The sequence below is a fragment of the Streptomyces sp. NPDC102467 genome (assembly GCF_044765445.1).
Taxonomy (GTDB): domain Bacteria; phylum Actinomycetota; class Actinomycetes; order Streptomycetales; family Streptomycetaceae; genus Streptomyces.
In genome coordinates this window covers 323,544-340,677 of sequence record NZ_JBIWKA010000011.1, presented here as the reverse complement: position 1 = coordinate 340,677, position 17,134 = coordinate 323,544, and the positions used below count along the sequence as shown (strand labels likewise).

Genomic DNA, 17,134 nt, shown 5'->3' with positions numbered 1-17,134 from the left:
CTTGGGATGACTTGACGTCTTCTTGATCGATCCATTCCCCCGGCGTGAACGGTTCGTGGCGAGAGTGGGGCCCTCTGCGTGTGCATTACACGTGCAGCGTGTGCATTACACGTGCACCTCACCCAGGGGTTCCACGAGACCAGGGGGTTTCATGAGATCCATCCGCGGCGCACGCCGCACCCGCGCCGGCCTGAGCCTGGCAGCGACACTGCCGCTGCTCGCCGGCGCGATCGCCCTCGCCGCTCCGGCCGCCCAGGCCGACACCGGCCGCGCCACCCTCTCCGGCACCAAGCCGCTGTGGGCCACCGGCACGGCCGACAAGGGCGCCACCGCCGACGGCAACAAGGTCAACGCCCGGGTCTACCTCGCCGGTAAGGACGCCGCCGGCCTCGCCGCGTACGCGAAGGCCGTGTCCGACCCGTCGTCGGCCGCTTATGGCAAGTACCTGAGCGCGACGCAGGCGAAGGCCCGCTTCGGCGCCACGAAGGCTCAGATATCCGAGGTCACGAAGTGGCTCGAGTCCTCGGGCCTGACCGTGACCGGCAGCAGCGAGCACTACATATCCGTGTCGGGTGACGTGGCCGCCGCCGAGAAGGCGTTCGGCACGCAGCTGCACAACTACACCAAGGGCAAGCACACCTACCGCGCCCCGTCCGGCGCGGCGTCGGTGCCGGGCTCGCTCGACGGCGCCGTACTGACCGTCACCGGTCTGGACAGCGCCCCGCACAAGACGGACCATCAGGACGAACTGCCGCCGCCGGACGCGGTGTTCCGCAACTCCGGGCCGTTCTCCTCGTACTTCGGCTCGAACGTCGCGAAGACCCTGCCGTCCGCGGGCGGCAAGAAGGTCCCGTACGCCGTCAAGGGGTACACCGGCAAGCAGCTGCGCTCCGCCTACGGCGCGGGCAAGGCCACCGGCAAGGGCGTGCGGGTCGCGATCACCGACGCGTACGCCTCGCCGACCATCGCGCAGGACGCCGAGAAGTACGCGGGCAAGCACGGCGACGCGGCGTACGGCGACGGCCAGTTGAACCAGATCCTGCCGTCGGCGTACACCAAGACCGAGGAGTGCGGCGCGGCCGGCTGGTACGGCGAGGAGACCCTCGACGTCGAGGCCGTGCACGCGGTGGCGCCCAAGGCGGACATCACGTACGTCGGCGCGGCCTCCTGCTACGACGACGACCTGCTCGACTCGCTGAGCAAGGTCGTCGACAAGCACCTGGCCGACATCGTCTCCAACTCCTGGGGCGACATCGAGGCCAACCAGACGCCGCAGCTCGCCGCCGCGTACGACCAGGTGTTCCAGCTGGGCGCGATCGAGGGCATCGGCTTCTACTTCTCCTCCGGCGACAACGGTGACGAGGTCGCCAACACCGGTGTGAAGCAGGTCGACACCCCCGCGAACTCGGCGTGGGTGACCGCGGTCGGCGGTACGTCGCTGGCCGTCGGCAAGGGTGACAAGTACCAGTGGGAGACCGGCTGGGGCACCCTGAAGTCGAACCTGTCGGCCAACGGCAAGAGCTGGACCGACTACCCGGGGGCGTACACCTCCGGCGCGGGCGGCGGCACCAGCAAGACCGTCGCGCAACCCTTCTACCAGAAGGGCGTCGTGCCGAACACGCTGGCGCGGGCCAACGGCGGCCTGAACCGTGTCGTGCCGGACATCTCCGCGATCGCCGACCCCAACACCGGTTTCCTGGTGGGTCAGACGCAGACCCTGCCCGACGGGTCGCAGGCCTACGACGAGTACCGCATCGGTGGTACGTCGCTGGCGGCGCCGGTGATCGCGGGCGTGCAGGCGCTGGCGCAGCAGCAGCGGGGCGGCCGGGCGATCGGCTTCGCCAACCCGGCGATCTACGACCGGTACGGGTCGAAGGTCTACCACGACGTGACGGACCACCCGGTCAAGGGTGACCTCGCTGTGGCGCGGGTGGACTTCGCGAACAGTGTCGACGCGTCCGAAGGGCTGCTCACGTCTGTGCGCAGCCTGGGTGACGATGCGTCGCTGAAGGCGGTTCGTGGCTACGACGATGTGACGGGGGTCGGTTCGCCGGCGCCGGGTTACATCTCGTCGTACACGCGTCGCTGATCCCTTCCAGGGTTCAACTGGCGCCTGCCCCGGGGAGCTTCTTCGCTCCGGGGCGGGCGCTTTGGCGTGTGCCGGATGACTGGCGCGTCGGCGCGGGGCCGCGGTCTCGTCTGCCGGTACTTGTTCCGCCGGCGCGGGGCGCGGTCTCGTCTGCCGGGTTCTTGTTCCGTCGGCGCGGGGCGCGGTTTCGTCTGCCGGGTTCTTGTTTCGCCGGCGCGGGGCGCGGTTTCGTCTGCCGGGTTCTTGTTTCGCCGGCGCGGGGCGCGGTCTCGTCTGCCGGTACTTGTTCCGCCGGCACGGGGCGCGGTCTCGTCTGCCGGGTTCTTGTCTCGCCGACGCGCGCGGGTGCGTCGTGGCTGGTCGCGCAGTTCCCCGCGCCCCTGAGATGCGCACTTCGTGCGCCATCTCAGCGAACGCCGCGCATGGCCGGCGCCGCGCGGATGAGTGCCGGGCGTCTCGCCCCGAATGCCGCGGCGAAGCCGCGCATTCGAGGGGCGCGGGGAACTGCGCGAGAAGCCCCACCGAGCCGCGGCCGCCGACGCGACAGTCACCCGGCAGACGAGCACGCACCCCGCCGCGCAGCAGCAGCCCGGCACGAGAGACGCAGCAGCCGCACGCCAGTGACCCCGCACAAACGAAACCGCCCCCGCCCGGCGCAGCCACCCGCACCCAATACCCCCGGGCTCAAGCCACCCGCCCCATATCGGCCCGCCCCGTAGCGCCCCGCAACACCGCCCCCCGGACGAACCGCTCGACCTCCTCCACCGCGTACACGCCCAACCTCCGCACCTCACTGCCCTGCGCCCCCGCGATATGCGGAGTCACCAGCACATTGGGCAGCGCCAACAACGGATGCCCGGCGGGCAACGGCTCCGGATGCGTTACATCCAGGTACGCCGACAACCGGCCGGACCCGCACTCGGCGGCCAGCGCCTCCGTGTCGAGCAGTGAGCCCCGCGCCGTGTTGATCACCACCCCGCCGTCCGGGATCAGCGCGAGCATTTCCGTACTCAACATGCCCTGGGTTTCAGGGAGTTGAGGCGCGTGCACGCTGACCACGGTGCTGCGTCGGCACAGCTCGGCGAGCCCGACCCGCTCCACTCCGAGCCGCGCGGCCTCACCCTCGTCGACGTACGGGTCGCACAACAGCACCCGGTACCCCGCGGAGTCGGCCCGCAGCGCCTCGATCACCCGGCGCCCGATGCGGGACGCCCCGATGATGCCGACGACCCGCGCGTCCGCGCCGGTCCGCTCGGTGAACCCCGGCCACGCCGTCGCGTACCCCGCGGCGGCGGACAGCGCCCCCTTCGCCGCGAAGGTGATCGCGGCGAGGGTGAAGGCGACGACGGGCCCCGCGTTGGCGTCGGCGGCCGAGGAGACGAGCAGCCCGCGCTCCCACACGGCGTCGGTGACGATCGGCCGGACCGATCCCGCGGCGTGCATCACGGCCCGCAGCCGGGGCGCGGCCGCGAGGACCCGGTCCGTGAGCGGCGGGCAGTCCCATCCGGTGACCAGGATCTCCGTCGCGGCCAGCACCTCCGCGGCGTCCGGCCCGTCGAGCGCGCCGGTCAGCGGCGCCGACGCCAACCGTGTGCTGCGGCCGAGCCGTTCCCGCAGGTCGGGCGGGAAGACCCGCTCCACCACCTGAGCGCCCATGGCCAGTGCCGCGGTCGGTCGGTGTGCCGTCACTCGGTCCCACCCCTCGTTTCACATCACACATGCTGTAACCGGTTACTGAAGTGCATCAGGAGGCTAGGCACTTGAGGTGCCCAGGGTCAAGGTAGATCTGAGCCAAGGGGGTTGACCGTTCGTAGTAACCGTTTTAGATTCCGGCTCACCTTGTTCCAACGACGGAGGGGTTCCCGTGCCCACTGTGGCGAAGGAAAGGCCCGATACCGGGGCAGTGGAGCCCCCAGGCGAGCCACGAAACGGGTCAACTGACCCCATAATCAGACGCGATACGAAGTGGAAACGGTTTCAGAGCAGCCGGACACTTCTGCTGCTCATGGTTCCGGGCGTCGCGTACTTCCTGGTCTTCCACTACGGCGCCTTCGTGGGCAACGTCGTGGCGCTCAAGGAGTACGACCCGTTCGCCGGGCTGTGGGGCAGCCCCTGGCTGGGCTTCGGCAACTTCAGCCGGATGTTCGGCGACCCGGACTTCTGGCACGCGACGTGGAACACCCTCTACATCGCCGTGCTGCAACTGGTGTTCTACTTCCCGGTGCCGCTGGCGATCGCGCTGCTGCTGCACAGCCTGACGTCCGACCTGCTGCGCCGTTTCGTGCAGTCGGTCGTCTACCTGCCGCACTTCCTGTCGTGGGTGATCGTCGTCGCCCTGTTCCAGCAAGTCCTGTCCGACACGGGCCTGTTGAACAGCTTTCTCGGCGACTCGGGCCTGCACACCGTCGACATCATCGGCAACCCGGACGCGTACCGCCCGCTGGTCGTCGCCGAGGTGATCTGGAAGGACGCCGGCTGGGGCACGATCATCTTCCTGGCCGCCCTGATGCAGGTCGACGAGCAGCAGTACGAGGCCGCCGCCATCGACGGCGCCGGGCCCTGGCTCCGCTTCTGGCACGTCACGCTGCCCTCGATCCGCCCGATCGTCGTGCTGCTGCTGATCATGCGGCTCGGCGACATCCTCTCCGTCGGCTTCGAACAGATGCTGCTGCAGCGGCAGTCGGTGGGCCCGGAGGTCGGCGAGGTCCTCGACACCTTCGTCTTCTGGCAGGGCATCATCGGCGGCGACATCGGCTACGCCACCGCGGCCGGGCTCTTCAAGGGCCTGATCGGCGCGGCCCTCGTGTTCGTCGCCAACCGCATCGCGCACAAGCTCGGCGAACAAGGGGTCTACAAGTGAGCAGGACGTCCACCGCCGCCCCCGCCCGTCCCGCCTGGATGGAGAAGCCGAAACCCGCCACCAAGGCCGCCAAGGGCCTGGCCGTGATCGTGCTGCTGTGCCTGGTCCTCGTACCGTTCCTGGTGATCATCTCCACCTCGCTCGCCTCCAACAAGGAGGTCGTCGCCAACGGCGGCTGGGTACTGTGGCCGACCGACCCGAGCCTGCGCGCGTACGAGAACATCCTCAGCGGCGGCATCGTGACGAAGGCGCTCGGGGTGAGCGTCGGCATCACCGTCATCGGCACGCTGCTCTCCCTGGCCTGCACCTCGTTCCTCGCCTACGCGCTCAGCCGCCCCGGGGTCTTCGGCGGCAAGCCGGTGCTGCTGCTCGTGCTGTTCACGTTCCTCTTCCCGCCCGGCATGATCCCCGCGTTCCTGCTGGTGAAGGAGCTCGGGATGCAGAACATGTACGCGGCCGTCATCGCCCCGTGCCTCATCAACGTCTTCAACCTGGTGGTACTGCGCGGCTTCTTCCAGGGCATCCCCGAGGAGCTGTACGAGGCCGCGCGGCTCGACGGCGCCGGTGACTGGGCGACGTTCTGGCGGATCGCGCTGCCCCTGTCGAAGGCCGCGCTCGCCGTCGTCGGTCTCTTCTACGCGGTCAGCTACTGGAACTCGTGGTTCACCGCCTCGATCTACCTGGAGTCCGACCACTGGCCGCTCTCCCAGGTCCTGCGGACGTACGTCATCGGCGGCGCGCAGATCGCCGACACGGGACTGAGCGAGGCCGGCATGGTCTCGGCGCCGCAGACGACACAGATGGCCGTCCTGGTGATCGCCGTGGTGCCGATCCTGCTCGTCTACCCCTTCCTCCAGAAGTACTTCACCAAGGGCGTGCTCACCGGCGCCATCAAGAGCTGAGCCACCCCCGCCTCGCTCTCCGCTTGCGCTCTCTCCTCAACTTCCTTTAACCGAAGGGTCCTTCACCATGTCCGCGAACATGTCGCGCCGCACCCTGCTGCGCTCCATCGCCGTCGGCGGCACCGCGCTCGCCGTGCCGTCCCTGCTCACCGGCTGCTCGACCGGGAGCGGCGGGGGCGGGTCCGTCGGCAACAAGGGCACGAAAGCGGCGCCCTGGCCGACGTACGCCGCCGCGCAGGGCCCGGCCCCCGACCTCGCGCCGACCGCCGACGGGGTCCAGGCCGGCTACCTCTCGTACCCGGAGAAGCTGGTCGAGGCGGTCGCCGAGAAGCCCGGCACCGGCAAGGAGAAGATCCGGATCATCTCCATCACGTACGGCACACCGCCCAAGCCCGCCGCGCAGAACAAGTACTGGGCCGCCCTGAACAAGGCGCTCGGGGTCGACATCGAGTTCACGGTGGTGCCGGACGCCGACTTCCGCACCAAGATGGCCACGCTCATGGCCGGCGACGACCTGCCCGACATCATCGCGATCGGCGGCGGCTACACGCTGCCGCGCGAGGCCCAGTTCGTGAAGCAGCGGTGCGCGGATCTGACCGAGTACCTGTCGGGCGACGCCGCGAAGGACTATCCGCACCTCGCCGCCATCCCGACGTACGCCTGGGACGGGATGGGCCGGATCGCCGGGCGGATCTACGGGGTTCCGGTGGAGCGGCCCAAGCCGCAGGACACCCTCTTCCTCAACCAGGAGGCCTTCAAGAAGGCCGGGTTCGAGCAGGGCATGTCGGCGGCGGATTTCGCGAAGGTCGCCAAGTCCGTGACGGGACACCGCAAGTGGGGTCTCGGCGCCTCCACGAGCAGCTACTTCGGCTACAAGACGCACGCCATCTGGCACGGCGCCCCGAACGAGTGGCGGATCAAGGGCAGCAAGGCCGACTACTTCGCCGGTACCGACGAGTTCAAGGCGTCCCTGGAGTACATGGCGAAGCTGCGCGCGTCCGGCGCGTACTACCCCGAGGCCACCTCGGTCTCCCAGGTCGACCTGAAGACGCAGTTCTACAACGGCACGGCCCTGTCGATGACCGACGGCTTCGGCGCGACGATCTCCAACGCGCAGGGCATCAAGGACGCGTACACCCTGGACGTCGCGCAGCCCTACGCCGCCGGCGGCTCCCGGCAGTACCAGCAGAGCCGCGGCATCTTCGGCTACACGGCCCTGAAGAAGGCCTCCAAGGACCGGATCAAGCTGCTGCTGCGCGTCCTGGACTGGCTGGCCTCGCCGTTCGGTTCGCAGGAGTACGAGCTGCTGCACTACGGCATCGAGGGCACGCACTTCAAGCGCGACAAGGACAACAACCCGATAGCGACGGAGCTCGGGCTCGTCGAGTCGAAGGACAACCTGCCGCTGGTCAAGGTCGCCGACGCGCCCCAGCCGCTGTACTACCCGGGCTACGCGGACCTGACCGAGCGGGTGCACGCCTGGCAGCAGAAGGTCGTTCCGATGATGGTGCCCAACGAGCGGTGGGGCCTGCAGTCCGACACGTTCAACCGGCAGGGCGCCACGCTCGACCAGATCATCAACGACGGCGTGACCGCGGTGGTGACCGGCCGCAAGAAGCTCTCCGACTGGGACGGCATCTACAAGAAGTGGCTCGCCCAGGGCGGGAAGAAGGCCCTGGACGAATTCGGTGAGGAGTACGCGGCGGCCCACTGACCCGGCTGACCGACGGCGACGACGCACGCGATGATGGTGCGGGGCCCGCAGGAGGTTCCGCACCATCGGACTTTTGAAGGAGTCAGAGTGGGCGACCGGGCGACGATCCGCGACGTGGCCGCGCGCGCGGGGGTCTCGGTGGCGACCGTGTCACGGGTCCTGGCGGGCAACTACCCGACGTCGGCCGCCTCGCGCGCGAAGGTGCTGCGCGCGGCCAAGGACCTGGACTACGTGGCCAACGCGCACGCGCGCGCGTTGGCGGGCGCGGGCCGCAAGACCATCGCCGTGCTGATGCTCGACGTGGTGAGTTCCTTCTACGCGGCCATCGCGCAGGGCGTCGAGAAGGAGGCCGCCCAGCACGACCGGCTCACCCTGGTCGCGTCGACCGGCGCGGACCCGGACCGGGAGCTGGCGCTCGTGCAGATGATGCGCGAGCAGGCGGCGGAGGCGGTCGTCCTGGTCGGCGGGGTCGTCGAGGACGCCGCGTACCGGGAGCGGATGGCCCAGTACGCGCAGTCCCTCGCGGCCGCCGGTTCGCGTCTGGTGCTGTGCGGCCGGCCCGCGCCCGCGCCCGACGTGCCCGCGGTCGTCGTGGAGTACGACAACGAGGCGGGCGCCCACGCGATCACCAGCCATCTGCTGGGCGCGGGCCACCGCAAGATCGCACTGATCGGCTACCAGCCGGGCAACACGACGGGCGAGGACCGGGTGCGCGGCTATCTGCGGGCCCTGGAGAACCACGGCGTCCCGAAGGCGGACGCGCTGCTGCACGGGATCGGCTTCGGCCAGCTCGCCGGCGACGAGGCGATCCGCGACCTGCTCGACAAGTGCGACGGCAGACCGGACTTCACGGCGGTGTTCGCGGGCGACGACCGGGTGGCCGCCGCCGTGGTCAAGGCGCTCAAGGAGTACGGGCTCCGGGTCCCGGAGGACATCTCGGTGGTCGGCTACAACGACGACCCGGTGGCCACCGACATGACCCCGGGCCTGACCACGGTCCACATCCCCGGCGAGGAACTCGGGCGCACCGCGGTCCGTCTCGCCCTCGGCGGCACGGGCCGGACCGGACAGCGGCGCCAGCTCCTCGGCACGCACATCGTGATCCGCGACAGCGTGCGCCGCCTCACGCCGTAGTCGGATACCCGGTGGGGGTAGGGTGCGGTCCATGGCGACGACGAAGGGCCGCACCGGCCGCGGGCAGCTGCTGCTGTTCGTGGCCCTGCTCTTCGGGATCGTCGGCATGCACACGCTGGGGCATCCGACGGGACACGTGGCCGGGGGCATGAGGCCGATGGCCTCCCACGCGGCGCCTGTGCCGGAGCACACCAGCGTGCGGGCGCAGGCACCCGAGCACCGCTCCCCCGGCGACAGCGGCATGGACCCGCTGAGCGTGTGCCTCGCCGTGCTGGGGTCGTTCACGCTGCTGTTGCTGACGGCTGCGGTGCTGCGGCCACTGGGGTCGGCGGACCCACCCGGGCCCGCCGCGCGCGGCCTGACCGACGCGCACCGCCCCCGCCCTCCCCCGCCACGCACCTTGTTGTCCCGACTGTCCGTGCTGCGCATCTAGGCCTGCGCACCGGCTGCTTCGCGCTGCCCGGAACCCGGCCGGTGAGTCCGACCGGCGGAACCGCCCGATGGGAACCTGATCGGGTCGAGCGGTGTATCAGAAGCAGCGGATGAGTTCGCCCACCCACTGCACGCAGCACAGCACGACACCGATACAGAGGTGCACTCAGTCATGCACGACACACGACAGCTGTACAGCTCGCCCTCGCCCTCCCGCCGCGCCCTGCTCGGCGCGTCGATCGCCGTGGCCGGCACGGGAGTTCTGACCGCCTGCTCGGGAGCGGGCTCCGCTTCCGGCTCCGGCCACGGTGGTCACGGTTCGAGCGGCAGCGGGGGCAGCGAGGGCAGCGAGGTTGACGGGTTTGTCGACCCGGCGGGCAAGGAGGTCGCCGCCGCGGAGCGCGAGCGCGGCTCGGGCCCGGTCCGCGAGGTGCGTCTGACGGCCGCCGCGGCCCCGCTGGACCTGGGCGGTCGCACCGTCAGGTCCTGGTCGTACGGGGGCGATCTGCCCGGCAAGGAGCTCCGGGTGACCGCCGGGGACACGCTCGCCCTGACCCTCGCCAACCACCTTCCCCGATCCACGTCCCTGCACTGGCACGGCCTCGCCCTGCGCAACGATATGGACGGCGTCCCCGGCCTCACCCAGAAGGCGATCGCCCCCGGCGCCGACTTCACCTACCGCTTCGCGGTGCCGCACCCGGGCACGTACTGGTTCCATCCGCACTCGGGCACGCAGCAGGACCGCGGCCTGTACGCGCCGCTGATCGTGGACGACCCCAAGGAACCACTGTCGTACGACAAGGAGTGGGTGATCGTCCTCGACGACTGGGTCGACGGGGTGGACGGCTCGACGCCGGACGCGGTCCTGGCCGAACTGCGTGGCGGCATGGACCACTCGGGCGGCACGGGCGGCTCGGGCGACACGGGGCACTCCGGCCACGACATGCCGGGGATGAGCGGCATGTCGATGACGGAGTCGTCATCGCCCTCGGCGGCCGGCCCGTCCCGGATGATGATGGGGGCCCGGAGCGATCTGCTCGGCGGCGACGCGGGCGACGTGGCGTACCCGCACTACTTGATCAACGGGCGTACGCCACAAGCCCCTTCGTCCTGCAAGGCCCGCCCGGGGGACCGTATCCGCCTGCGGTTCATCAATGCGGGCGGGGACACCGCATTCCGCGTCGCGCTCGGCGACCACGAGATAACGGTGACGCATGCGGACGGCTACCCGGTCCGGCATGCGAAGACCGACGCGCTGCTGCTGGGCATGGGCGAGCGGTACGACGTGCTGGTCACTGCGGGCGACGGCGTCTTCCCGCTGACGGCGCTGGCGGAGGGCAAGAAGGCGTCGGCGCTCGCGGTGCTGCGCACGGGCACGGGGGCGGCGCCCGCCGCCACGGTCCGGCCCAAGGAGCTGGACGGCCGCCTGCTGACGGCGGACCAGCTCAGGGCGGACGCCTCGGTGGCCCTGCCGCCCCGCCAGCCGGACCGCACGATCAGGCTCCAGCTGACGGGCTCCATGGCCGCGTACGACTGGGCCTTCGACAAGAAGCCCTACTCCGCGGACCGGCGCCGTCCGGTCCGGGCGGGTGAGCGGGTCCGGCTGGTCTTCGCCAACTCGACCGCGATGTGGCACCCGGTCCATCTGCACGGCCACACGTTCGCCCTGGCGAACGTGGCGGGCGGCCCCCGCAAGGACACGGCGATCGTGCTGCCGAACGGGACTCTGACGGTGGACTTCGACGCGGACAACCCCGGACTGTGGATGGTCCACTGCCACAACGTCTACCACTCGGAGGCGGGAATGATGACGGTGCTCGGCTACCGCCGCTGAGCCGGGGGCGGCCCGGCCACCCCGACGCCGGGCCGTCACCGCCGCGCCGGCTCCGCCTCGCTCGGGACGTGCGTCGCGACCAGGCGTCCCGGGGCGGAGCCCGTCGTGCCGCGGCGCAGGTCCACGGCGTAGGCGAGCGCGGCCACGGCCAGGCCGAGGACGGCCAGGACCGCGCCGGTCAGGGCCGGGGACGTGACGCTCAGGCCCGCGGCGAGGGCGAGGCCGCCGATCCAGGCGCCGCCGGCGTTGGCCAGGTTGAAGGCGGCCTGGTTCGCGGACGAGGCGAGCGACGGCGCGGCGGACGCCTTCTCCATCACCATCAGCTGCAGCGGCGAGCCGGTCGTGAACGCCGCCATCCCGAGCAGCAGCACGGCGAGCGCGGCGCTCCACTCGGCACGCATCAGCAGCGGGAAGAGGGCCAGGACCGCGACGAGTGACGTCAGGCCGCCGAAGAGGGTGCCGCGCAGCGAGTGGTCGGCGAGGCGGCCGCCCGCCAGGTTGCCGATCGTGGCGCCCACGCCGAACAGGGCGAGCAGCAGTGTCACGCTTCCCTCGGCGAATCCGGCGGCGTCCGTGAGCATCGGCGTGATGTAGCTGTAGGCGGAGAAGAGTGCGCCGAAACCGGCGACGGTCGTACCGAGTGCGAGCCACACCGGGACCGAGCCGAGCGCCTTCAGTTCGCTGCGGACGCCCACCGTCGCTCCGTGTCCGTGGTCGGCGGGGACGAGTGCCGCGAGGGCCGCGATCGCGGCGAGGCCGATGGCGCTGACCGCGAGGAAGGTGGCGCGCCAGCCCAGTTGCTGCCCCATGGCGGTGGCGACGGGCACGCCGACGATGTTGGCGACGGTCAGGCCGAGGAACATCAGCGACACGGAGCGGGCCTTGCGCTCGGGTGCGACGAGGGAGGTGGCGACGACGGCGCCGACGCCGAAGAAGGCGCCGTGCGGCAGGCCGCTGACGAAGCGGGCGACCATCAGCGAGTGGTAGTCGGGGGCGACGGCCGACACCGCGTTGCCGACGACGAAGAGCACCATCAGGCCGATCAGGACCCGGCGGCGCGGCATGCGTGCGGTGACCGCGGCGAGTACGGGGGCGCCGATGACGACGCCGAGCGCGTACGCGGAGACGAGGTGTCCCGCGGCGGGGATCGAGATGTGCAGATCGTCGGCGACGTTGGGCAGCAGGCCCATCATCACGAACTCGGTCGTGCCGATGCCGAAGGCGCCCACAGCGAGGGCGAGCAGGGCGAGGGGCATGAGGGATCGTCCAATGAAAGTGGGTGCAGGGAGGGTGAGCCGCGTACGCAGGTCACGTAGGACAGGTACGTCACGCACGACATGCCGACCCCGTAAGTTTACGTACGGAACAAAGTCTCCCGCGCCAACTATTCCGTGAGGTTAAAGCCCCGTGAAACCCAGGGGGCGGACGGTGACAGGTACGTCACACGGCGAGGCGGGCCGCGATCGGCAGATGGTCGCTGCCGGTCTCGGGCAGCGTCCACGACGACACCGGCTCCACGCCCTTGACCATGATCTGGTCGATGCGGGCCATCGGGAACGCGGCCGGCCAGCTGAACCCGAAGCCGCTGCCCGCGGCGCCCTGGGTGGAGCGCAGCTGGGACGTGACGGCGGTCAGGGCGCGGTCGTTCATGGTGCCGTTCAGGTCACCGAGCAGGACGACCTTGCCGAGCGGCTCGTCGCCGATGGCCTCGCCCAGCGCGTTCGCGCTCTTGTCGCGCTGGCTGGCGGTGAACCCGGAGTCGAGCTTCACGCGCACCGACGGCATGTGCGCCACATAGACGGCGACCTTGCCCTCGGGCGTCGCGACGGTGGAGCGCATGGCCCGGGTCCAGCCGAGCTTGATGTCGACGGGCCGGGTGGCCGAGAGCGGGTACTTGCTCCACAGCCCGACGGTGCCCTGGACCGAGTGGTACGGGTACTTCGCCGCGAGCGCCTTCTCGTACGTCGGCAGCGCCCCGGCCGTCAGCTCCTCCAGGGCGACGACCTGCGCGCCGGACGCGGCGACGTCCTTCGCGGTGCCGGTCGGGTCGGGGTTGTCGGCGTTCACGTTGTGGGTGGCCACGGTCAGGTCGCCGCCGCCGGCCTGCTTGTCGGTGAGCAGGCCGCCGAAGACGCTGAACCAGACGATCGTCGGGATCAGCAGGGCGACCAGCGCGGTCGCCGATTTCCGTACGAGGGCCAGGATCAGCAGCACCGGGAGGAAGACGCCGAGCCACGGCAGGAACGTCTCGGTCAGGGAGCCGAGGTTGCCGATGGTGTTCGGAATCTGTGCGTGCAGCAGCATGACGAGCGCGAGCAGCACCGCGATGACGGCAAGGACGATGCCGCGGCGCCACACCCCGCGGTCATGACGCAGTCGGCGCCCCAGGCGGCGGAGTCTGGCGCCCGGTCCGGTGCCGCCGGATCCGTCGCCGTCTCCCTTGTCGTACGCCTGCGCCATACCGTCGTCGCCTCACTGCCGTGCCCGCCGTCCCCCTGCCCGAAAACCCTAGGCGATGTTCAGCGGCTTTCTGTCCGTCACGGCCCGGCCCGGCGGGTCCTGTGACGGCCGTACTGCCACGAGGACGAGCAGGGCGGCGTTCGGAGTTCCGAACAAGGCGCTCCGATGTGCTTTCTGTGACGAAACGCTCACATTCGGCTGTCGGGCCCGGTCCGCAGTCCGGCGAGCGCGAGATCGACGATCTGTGCGGCGAGGTCCTCGGCGAGAGGCTGGTCGTCGCGCATGATGCTGCGCAGCAGCATGGGCCCGGTGACCAGGTCACTGGCGAGCTCGATGTCGGTGCCCGCGGGCAGTTCCCCGTCGGCGACGCCGCGCCGCAGCACCTCGTGCATGACGCGCCGGCGCGGGTCGATGACGATCTCGTGGTAGGCGTCCCAGAGCCTGGGCAGGGTCTTCATCTGTGCGAAGACGTTGTGCAGGAGTACCGACCTGCGCATGCTCAGGCCGCGCCGGCGCAGGTGCTCCAGGAGGCAGACCAGGTCGTCGCGCATGGAGGTGCCGGGCAGTTCGGGGTCGGGCGCCTCCATGGAACGCAGGACCTCGACGAACAGCTCTTCCTTGCCGCTCCAGCGCCGGTAGATGGTGGCCTTGCCGACGCCGGCGGTGCGGGCGATCCGCTCGATGGACAGTTCGGTGAGCGGGACGCCCTTCTCGAGGAGTTCGACGACGCCCTCGACGATGGCCTGCTCCACGGCCTCGCTGCGGGGACGGCCACGGGCGGGGGTCTCGGAGCCGGCCGGCGGCGTCGGGGAGCCCGGGGTCCTGTGCCGCCGCGCCTGCCGCTCGACCCGCTCCGTGTCCACGCCCTCCGCCTTCCGCCACAGCCCCGGAACCCGGCCGTCCGCCGGTGTCCGGGGCGATTCTCTCAGCGCCGCCCGTGCGCCCGCAGACGCGGTGCGCGGGTCAGTGGCCCGCGCCGACCTTCTCCGGTTCGCCCGGCTGCCCGGCGGACGCGGCCGGCGCCCTGCCCGGCAGGAACAGGGCCGTGACCACGGCGCTGATCAGCGCGATGCCCGCGCCCCACAGAGCGGTGACGTGCATGGCGTGCAGGAACGAGTCGTTGGCCGCGTCGACCAGGCCGTTGGCGCGCGGGCCGAGCTTCTCGGCGACGCCGAGGGTGGCCTCGATCGAGGCGCCGGCGGTGTCGCGCAGACCGGCCGGCAGCAGCCCCAGCTTGTCCTCTATGCCGCTTCGGTACGCGGTCGAGAGCACGGAGCCGAGAACGGCGATGCCGAGCGCGCCGCCGACCTGGCGGAACGTGTTGCTGAGCGCGGACGCCGAACCGGCCTTCTCGCGCGGCAGCGCCTGCATGATCACGACGCTGGTCGGCGTCATGACGTGCGCCATGCCCGTGCCCATCAGGAAGAAGATGACCTCCAGGAGCCAGATCGGGGTGTCCGCGTCGAGCACGGTGAAGGCGGCGAGCATCCCCGCGAGCAGGACGAGTCCCCCGGTGGTCGTGGCCCGTACGCCGATCTTGTCGACGACGATCCGGGCGCGCGGCGCGAAGATCAGCTGGGCCACGGCGAGCGGCAGCATCAGGGCGCCGGTCTGCAGCGGCGAGTACCCGCGCACGCTCTGGGTGTAGAAGACCGAGAAGAACGTGACGCCCATCAGCGCGAAGAAGACCAGCGCGATGGCGGCGATCGCGGCCGAGAACACCTTGTTCTTGAAGTAGTCGATGTCGATCGACGGGTGGTCGCTGCGCTTCTCGTACAGGACGAACCCGACGAGGACGGCGAGCCCCGCGATGACGGTGGCGAGGACCTGGGGGCTGGTGAAGTCGCCCTCGTCGCCGCCCTTGATGATCCCGTAGACGAGCAGGACGAGACCCACGACGGACAGGACGACACCGACCAGGTCGATCCGGCCCGGCTTCGGGTCCTTCGAGTCGGGCACGAGCGCGAGCATCAGGACGACGGCGATGATCACGATCGGCACGTTCACGAGGAACACCGAGCCCCACCAGAAGTGGTCGAGGAGCAGGCCGCCGGTGATCGGGCCGATCGCGATGGCGAGGCCGACGCCGCCCGCCCAGATGCCGATGGCCTTGGGCTGCTCGTCGCGCTCGAAGACGTTCATGAGCACGGCGAGCGTGGCCGGCATGACGAAGGCGGAACCGAGGCCCATCACCGCGCGGAACGCGATGAGCTGGGCCGGCGTACCGGATTCGGCGGCGAGCGCCGAGCCGATGCCGAACACCACCAGGCCGCCGATGAGGACCTTCTTGCGGCCGATGCGGTCGCCGAGCAGCCCCGCGGTGAACAGCAGGCCCGCGAAGACGAGGGTGTAGGCGTTGATGGCCCACTCGAGCTCACTCTGCGTGGCGCCGAGGCCGGTGGGCGCGGGCGTCGAGATGGTCTTGATCGCGACGTTCAGGATGGAGTTGTCGAGGACGACGATCAGCAGGCTCAGCATGAGCACGCCGAGGATCGCCCATCGACGGCGGTGCACGGCCTCCGGTATACGCGGAGCCGCAGGGACGGCGGGAGTGGTCATGGGGACGACCCTAGCCTCATTTCGATACGGGACCGTCTCGTATTGAAACTCACGGGGAAAGCCTTACCCAGGCTTTACATGGGCGGCGCTCTGGCGCCGGGGCGGCACGCGGTGCCACCATGGAGGCGATCCGGGGACGCCGTCAGGGCGCCTCGAGACGAATTGAAGGAGCCGTTGCGATGACGCAACTTCAGGCTGCCCAGACACCGGCCACCGACAGCAGCAATCCCAAGGCGCTGTACGGAGGCCTCCAGAAGAACAGCACCCGCCGCATCACCGTCCGCGACATCTCCCTCGCCAAGGAGCGGGGCGAGAAGTGGCCGATGCTGACCGCGTACGACGCGATGACGGCGTCGGTCTTCGACGAGGCCGGCATCCCCGTGATGCTGGTCGGCGACTCGGCGGGCAACTGTCATCTCGGGTACGACACCACGGTCCCGGTCACCCTGGACCAGCTCACCATGCTCTCGGCCGCGGTCGTCCGCGGCACGAGCCGCGCGCTGATCGTCGGCGACCTGCCCTTCGGCTCCTACCAGGAGGGCCCGGTGCAGGCACTGCGCTCGGCGATGCAGCTCGTGAAGGAGGCGGGCGTCGGAGCGGTCAAGCTGGAGGGCGGCGAGCGCTCCCACGAGCAGATCAAGCTCCTCGTCGACGCGGGCATCCCGGTCATGGCCCACATCGGTCTGACCCCGCAGTCCGTCAACACGCAGGGCTACCGGGTGCAGGGGCGCGGCGAGGAGGCGGCGCAGCAGCTGCTGCGCGACGCGAAGGCGGTCCAGGACGCGGGCGCGTTCGCGGTCGTCCTCGAACTGGTCCCGGCGGAGCTGGCCGCGGAGGTCACGCGTGTCCTGCACATCCCGACGGTCGGCATCGGCGCGGGGCCCGAGACGGACGCGCAGGTCCTGGTCTGGACGGACGCGCTCGGACTGACGGGGGGCAAGATGCCGCGGTTCGTCAAGAGTTACGCAAATCTGCGCTCTGTCATGTCCGATGCGGCAAAGGCGTTTGCGGAGGACGTGATCGGCGGAACGTTCCCTCTGGAGGAACACTCCGTCCACTAAGTCTCCACCGCTCCTCCACGGATCCGGTCCCCCACAGAGCCGGTCCGCATAGAGCCACTGCGGCACCAACGCGGCCCGTCGATCTTCCC

13 protein-coding genes are annotated in these 17,134 nt (G+C 70.5%); 8 read left to right on the top strand and 5 right to left on the bottom strand.

Features of this window, described 5'->3' with window-relative positions; all coding sequences use genetic code 11:
• Positions 1-151: 151 nt before the first annotated feature.
• Positions 152-2,089: a protease pro-enzyme activation domain-containing protein gene (locus tag ACIREE_RS24635; protein ID WP_404155931.1), complete on the top strand. Its 1,938-nt coding sequence runs from the start codon at positions 152-154 to the stop codon at positions 2,087-2,089.
• A gap of 684 nt (positions 2,090-2,773) precedes the next feature.
• Here ACIREE_RS24635 and ACIREE_RS24630 read toward each other — a convergent pair.
• Complete coding sequence (locus ACIREE_RS24630) at positions 2,774-3,745, bottom strand: hydroxyacid dehydrogenase (protein ID WP_404156090.1); 972 nt, start codon at positions 3,743-3,745, stop codon at positions 2,774-2,776.
• A 349-nt stretch (positions 3,746-4,094) separates the two neighbouring features.
• Between ACIREE_RS24630 and ACIREE_RS24625 the strand changes: the two genes are divergently transcribed.
• From ACIREE_RS24625 to ACIREE_RS24600, 6 genes are all read left to right on the top strand, one after another.
• On the top strand, positions 4,095-4,949 hold the full coding sequence (locus tag ACIREE_RS24625) for an ABC transporter permease (RefSeq protein WP_404155928.1): 855 nt from the start codon (positions 4,095-4,097) through the stop codon (positions 4,947-4,949).
• Between the two features lie 38 nt (positions 4,950-4,987).
• Entirely contained in the window at positions 4,988-5,851 is an 864-nt protein-coding gene (locus ACIREE_RS24620) for a carbohydrate ABC transporter permease (RefSeq protein ID WP_404156087.1), read from the top strand.
• A gap of 67 nt (positions 5,852-5,918) precedes the next feature.
• Complete coding sequence (locus ACIREE_RS24615; protein WP_404155925.1) at positions 5,919-7,565, top strand: sugar ABC transporter substrate-binding protein; 1,647 nt, start codon at positions 5,919-5,921, stop codon at positions 7,563-7,565.
• Between the two features lie 87 nt (positions 7,566-7,652).
• Positions 7,653-8,699: a LacI family DNA-binding transcriptional regulator gene (locus ACIREE_RS24610; RefSeq protein ID WP_404155922.1), complete on the top strand. Its 1,047-nt coding sequence runs from the start codon at positions 7,653-7,655 to the stop codon at positions 8,697-8,699.
• Between the two features lie 31 nt (positions 8,700-8,730).
• Positions 8,731-9,132 carry a DUF6153 family protein gene (locus tag ACIREE_RS24605; protein WP_404155919.1) on the top strand — a complete coding sequence of 134 codons (402 nt, stop codon included), beginning with the start codon at positions 8,731-8,733 and terminating at the stop codon, positions 9,130-9,132.
• Positions 9,133-9,303: 171 nt separating this feature from the next.
• Positions 9,304-10,965: a multicopper oxidase family protein gene (locus ACIREE_RS24600; protein ID WP_404155916.1), complete on the top strand. Its 1,662-nt coding sequence runs from the start codon at positions 9,304-9,306 to the stop codon at positions 10,963-10,965.
• A 35-nt stretch (positions 10,966-11,000) separates the two neighbouring features.
• Here ACIREE_RS24600 and ACIREE_RS24595 read toward each other — a convergent pair whose 3' ends face one another.
• From ACIREE_RS24595 to ACIREE_RS24580, 4 genes are all read right to left on the bottom strand, one after another.
• The gene (locus ACIREE_RS24595; protein WP_404155913.1) at positions 11,001-12,221 is read right to left on the bottom strand and encodes an MFS transporter; all 1,221 of its coding nucleotides are present in this window, start codon (positions 12,219-12,221) and stop codon (positions 11,001-11,003) included.
• Positions 12,222-12,405: 184 nt separating this feature from the next.
• Positions 12,406-13,425, bottom strand: coding sequence for an endonuclease/exonuclease/phosphatase family protein (locus ACIREE_RS24590; RefSeq protein ID WP_404155910.1), 1,020 nt, complete (start codon positions 13,423-13,425; stop codon positions 12,406-12,408).
• A 188-nt stretch (positions 13,426-13,613) separates the two neighbouring features.
• On the bottom strand, positions 13,614-14,288 hold the full coding sequence (locus tag ACIREE_RS24585; protein WP_404155907.1) for a TetR/AcrR family transcriptional regulator: 675 nt from the start codon (positions 14,286-14,288) through the stop codon (positions 13,614-13,616).
• A 100-nt stretch (positions 14,289-14,388) separates the two neighbouring features.
• The gene (locus tag ACIREE_RS24580) at positions 14,389-15,984 is read right to left on the bottom strand and encodes an MFS transporter (protein WP_404155905.1); all 1,596 of its coding nucleotides are present in this window, start codon (positions 15,982-15,984) and stop codon (positions 14,389-14,391) included.
• 179 nt (positions 15,985-16,163) lie between these two features.
• On the opposite strand from ACIREE_RS24580, the gene panB reads away from it, so the two are divergent.
• A complete protein-coding gene (gene panB / locus ACIREE_RS24575) occupies positions 16,164-17,045 on the top strand; it encodes a 3-methyl-2-oxobutanoate hydroxymethyltransferase (RefSeq protein WP_404155903.1) in 882 nt (293 codons plus the stop codon).
• Positions 17,046-17,134 lie beyond the last annotated feature (89 nt).

What these genes read in the sequence shown, in the direction of transcription:
- panB (WP_404155903.1), top strand. Translation starts at nt 16,164, where the DNA reads ATGACGCAACTTCAGGCTGCCCAGACACCGGCCACCGACAGCAGCAAT.
- ACIREE_RS24600 (WP_404155916.1), top strand. Translation starts at nt 9,304, where the DNA reads ATGCACGACACACGACAGCTGTACAGCTCGCCCTCGCCCTCCCGCCGC.
- ACIREE_RS24620 (WP_404156087.1), top strand. Translation starts at nt 4,988, where the DNA reads ATGGAGAAGCCGAAACCCGCCACCAAGGCCGCCAAGGGCCTGGCCGTG.
- ACIREE_RS24630 (WP_404156090.1), bottom strand. Translation starts at nt 3,745, where the DNA reads ATGGGCGCTCAGGTGGTGGAGCGGGTCTTCCCGCCCGACCTGCGGGAA.
- ACIREE_RS24580 (WP_404155905.1), bottom strand. Translation starts at nt 15,984, where the DNA reads ATGACCACTCCCGCCGTCCCTGCGGCTCCGCGTATACCGGAGGCCGTG.
- ACIREE_RS24615 (WP_404155925.1), top strand. Translation starts at nt 5,919, where the DNA reads ATGTCCGCGAACATGTCGCGCCGCACCCTGCTGCGCTCCATCGCCGTC.
- ACIREE_RS24595 (WP_404155913.1), bottom strand. Translation starts at nt 12,221, where the DNA reads ATGCCCCTCGCCCTGCTCGCCCTCGCTGTGGGCGCCTTCGGCATCGGC.
- ACIREE_RS24635 (WP_404155931.1), top strand. Translation starts at nt 152, where the DNA reads ATGAGATCCATCCGCGGCGCACGCCGCACCCGCGCCGGCCTGAGCCTG.
- ACIREE_RS24605 (WP_404155919.1), top strand. Translation starts at nt 8,731, where the DNA reads ATGGCGACGACGAAGGGCCGCACCGGCCGCGGGCAGCTGCTGCTGTTC.
- ACIREE_RS24590 (WP_404155910.1), bottom strand. Translation starts at nt 13,425, where the DNA reads ATGGCGCAGGCGTACGACAAGGGAGACGGCGACGGATCCGGCGGCACC.
- ACIREE_RS24625 (WP_404155928.1), top strand. Translation starts at nt 4,095, where the DNA reads ATGGTTCCGGGCGTCGCGTACTTCCTGGTCTTCCACTACGGCGCCTTC.